We start from the raw sequence: 3,582 nt of genomic DNA, 5'->3' as shown, positions 1-3,582 counted from the left end.
CCTTGAACCCGTGATACTATGAAGGGGGATGTAGAGGCCTATATTCGATATTACAATCATGATCGGCTGCATACAGCCAATGGCAACCTATCGCCTATTAATTTTGAAAAGTCTCAATTAAAAGTGTCCAATATGACTTGACCGGAACAGTCAACGGAACCTAACAATCTAAGACAAAACAAGAAATGGCTAAAAAGAGGTTCTTTATTAGCCATTATAAATATCTTATGATGCTAACGAGTAAGAGCAGCTTTTGAGTTGCCTATAAATACCTGACAAAAATTTAATCCTTTCATTTAATGATTTTTTTGCTACATGTTCTATTTCAAACCATTTCTGATCATCATTTCCTGCTAAATTAGTGAGCATCTGCATCGCTTTTGGAAAGTGCTCATTTCCATCTAATTCAATATGCCTTTTCAGGTAAAATGATAGTTCTTGTAACCCTTCATGGGCTTTTATAGATTGCTCATTTGAAGAAGCCACATGATTCAAAATAGATGAAAACATTCCAGATGTAATACCCTCTCTACTGAACGTAAAGACCGCAGCCAATTCATGAGCACTTAATTTAAAAAAACTAAAAGTACTATTGACAAATAGTCTAGCACTAATAGGCACAGAAGGTTTTTGCATTGCTTGCTCTAAACAATAACCTGATTTCAATAAAAAATCATTTGTTCAATTTTATTTGTTTCTGCTTTTAAAAGCCTCATCGACTTTAAGTAAGTTTCAAAATGAGATAAGTATCCTCCTGAAAAGCTTACATCACCTTCCTCTTCTGCAATAATACTATTAATCAAATTTGCACTTAATGCGTCAATAGGCGGGGTCCAAATATAATTTGTACAAACAAATTTTTTTCTGTAGCGCCTTTAAAAGACACATAAAGTCCCAAACAGCAAAAACATGATTCTCCATAAATATGCGTAACTTATCAATAGACTTAATTTCATCATACACTGGATGGTTGTTAATTTCGGAGACCAGAGGGGAAAGCTTATCATTCAATTGTAATACACGGGATTTCATAGCTACAATAACCTAAATCAATTATTCAATGTTACTCTTAATAACTCATCAAGATCACTCATCATGGCTACATAGCTATTTGTAAGGTCATCATACTGTTTGTTTACTAATTTTTGTTTTAAACTACCAACACTCGCTTTTAAGGCAGGAACACTACAGTATAAAAGTCCACCATATAACTTATGCACCTCAAAATAGAGGTTCTCGAAGTCATTATTATCATATGCTTGACTTAAAACTTTCCTTGTTTTTGGTAACGAATCCATCAGTATACCTAATATTTCACTATTTTCTCCTTCTTCAAGGACCCGGATACTCTTATCAGGGCATTTATTAATCAAGCTATCTTTAGTGCCATAAAGCCTTAGCGAACGCACTGCCATATCTGAGCTCATAGGCTTTAACAATACATCTTTAATATTTTTATTACACTTTTTTTTGAACACTTGCATCAGCTGTCAAAATAACTATAGGTGTGTAGTCACATTTAATAGCAGACTCCCATGCACCAATCACTTGAATAGCATCAAATCCTGTCATATCCGGCAAACCAACATCCATGAAAATCAAGTCGTAATTATTTTTTTGAGCCTTGAAAATAGCATCTTTACCATCTACAGCTAGATCAACTTTACAGTGTAGCTTTTCAAGCTCATGTTTTGCTGCTAACTGAGCAATCAAATTATCCTCCACAAGAAGAACGGTAGAACCTTCAAAAGAAAGAGTTGTTTCTTTTGAAGGCTTATTTTTTAACACAGAATCATACAAAAGACTTTCTGAGTCGATATGCTGTATCTCTGGGCATAGTGATACATGCTCTTTTTCAAATAAAAAGTCAGCAGGCCCATTGCTTTTATTTTTATCTAATGTTTCAAAAGGAATTAAACATATAAATGATGAACCTTTAAGAATTTCACTTTCTAAATTAATGCTTCCTCTCATATCTTTAATAAATCTCTCAACAATAGATAAACCCAGCCCTGAACCAGGATATGCTCCGGAAGAGGAGGATGTTAAGCGGTTAAATTGGGTGAAGATAGACGCATGATCTTTTTTATCTATGCCTATTCCCGTATCTGCGACAACAAGCCGGATAGTTAAACTATTTTCTTCAAACTTAGCTACATCAACTGTAATGTGGATAGCGCCTTGATTTGTAAATTTAATTGCATTACTAATTAAATTTAACAGTACCCGTTGCACTCTGTGCTGGTCACCAATTAAACATCTAGGGATACGCGGATCAAAACATATATTCAATGACACAGGCTTTTGATATATTGTGGGCTTAAATAAAGACACAACTTCATCAATTATATCTCTGATTCTAATTTCACTAAACTTTAATGGTAAATGACCAGACTCAATTTGATTTATCTCAATTATTTCATTGAGTATGTTTAAGAGTATATTTCCAGACTCTATTAAATACCTTGATGCTTTTACTATTTTCTCATCTAGTGAATTTTCAGAGATAATTTTGGCCATCCCCAACATACCAGTAAGAGGAGTACGCAAATCATGGCTCATATTAGAAATGAAATTCATTCTTGATGCATTTGCTATTTGAGCTTCTTTTCTTGCTTTCACAGCCTCCTTTTCTTTCCGCTTAAGCTCAGTTATATCAGTAAAGCAACCGATAACACCTAATATTTCACCATCTTGCCCTTTTATAGGTAACTTACTAAGTTGGGTATGTATTTTATTACCATTAGGCAGTGAAAGAACCTCTTCTTGATTATAGATGGGATGCCCAGCAAGAACATCTTTGTCTCCGGACTGAAAGAAATCAGCTGTATGCCCACATTCTAACCAATCAATATCATAATCAGTTTTTCCTACTATATCTATTGAAGACTCAAGGCCAATAAAATGAGCATAATTATCGTTGCATCCCATATATACCGAATCCACATCCTTCCAAAAAACAAACTGTGGAAGACATTTAGTGATGTTTTTTAATAAGACATCTGTCAAGTAGGCATGTTTTTGCAGTGATTGATTGGCTATGGTTAGCTTTATAATGTTATCCTTAGCTTCTTTCCTTTTTTTAGCTCTTAATAGCATCTCCTTTGCCTCATAATTCAAGTGTTACCTTTAGCTCAGTTGCCCAGCATATCATGTAAGTCATAAACACAGTTAGACTTTGAACACTAGCATATAAACAAAAAAATTAACACCAAAAAGTTAGTATTTTTAGTTAGGTTGTGTTGACATTTTCATGTAAACCATGAAGATAGGGGCACTGTTGCAAAAAATTATAATAAGCGTCAGAAAGTCTATTTGTTTGTATTGTCTTTGTAAAATTAAGCTGCCAATCCAAATAATTTATTAATTAGCTGATTTTGAGAAAAGATATCCTGTTTTTTAATATAACGCAATTGGCCTTTTTGAACCATACGCATTGACTCCATCACATCAACTGTTGGCCGTGCTGTTGAGAGCGATTGATACCATTGGCGGAAGCGGGATTTACGCTTTACCGCTTTATGATCATTTTCAATGCGGTTGTTTAAGTATTTCACCCGCCTGAGTTTACATCGTTTAAGA

General features: G+C 34.3%; 5 protein-coding genes and 2 pseudogenes. 1 reads left to right on the top strand and 6 read right to left on the bottom strand.

The features are described 5' to 3' along the window. Positions 1–6: 6 nt before the first annotated feature. Positions 7–141: pseudogene (locus tag BGC07_RS19815) on the top strand (IS3 family transposase); the annotation flags it as partial. Positions 142–225: 84 nt separating this feature from the next. Here BGC07_RS19815 and BGC07_RS23550 read toward each other — a convergent pair. From BGC07_RS23550 to BGC07_RS16895, 6 genes and pseudogenes are all read right to left on the bottom strand, one after another. Continuing rightward, positions 226–666 (bottom strand): DUF3050 domain-containing protein, encoded by a 441-nt coding sequence (locus BGC07_RS23550; RefSeq protein WP_077217032.1) that lies wholly within the window; start codon positions 664–666, stop codon positions 226–228. Further along, positions 663–854 (bottom strand): annotated as a pseudogene (locus BGC07_RS24060) (DUF3050 domain-containing protein); the annotation flags it as partial. The pseudogene BGC07_RS24060 and the gene BGC07_RS23550, both read right to left, overlap by 4 nt. Beyond that, positions 820–1,032, bottom strand: coding sequence for a DUF3050 domain-containing protein (locus tag BGC07_RS24055; protein ID WP_077217030.1), 213 nt, complete (start codon positions 1,030–1,032; stop codon positions 820–822). The pseudogene BGC07_RS24060 and the gene BGC07_RS24055, both read right to left, overlap by 35 nt. Positions 1,033–1,049: 17 nt before the next feature. Then, complete coding sequence (locus BGC07_RS16905) at positions 1,050–1,478, bottom strand: Hpt domain-containing protein (protein WP_069314245.1); 429 nt, start codon at positions 1,476–1,478, stop codon at positions 1,050–1,052. Next, positions 1,459–3,120 carry a PAS domain-containing hybrid sensor histidine kinase/response regulator gene (locus BGC07_RS16900; protein WP_139121819.1) on the bottom strand — a complete coding sequence of 554 codons (1,662 nt, stop codon included), beginning with the start codon at positions 3,118–3,120 and terminating at the stop codon, positions 1,459–1,461. The genes BGC07_RS16905 and BGC07_RS16900 overlap by 20 nt, the downstream gene beginning before the upstream one ends. Before the next feature lie 218 nt (positions 3,121–3,338). Then, positions 3,339–3,582, bottom strand: a 244-nt coding sequence (locus BGC07_RS16895; protein WP_139121830.1) for a DDE-type integrase/transposase/recombinase, incomplete at its 5' end; no start/stop codon positions are given.

The sequence above is a fragment of the Piscirickettsia litoralis genome, from assembly GCF_001720395.1.
GTDB lineage: Bacteria > Pseudomonadota > Gammaproteobacteria > Piscirickettsiales > Piscirickettsiaceae > Piscirickettsia > Piscirickettsia litoralis.
Note: the sequence above shows the minus strand (reverse complement) of the source record. Positions and strands in the feature narration are given on the sequence as shown.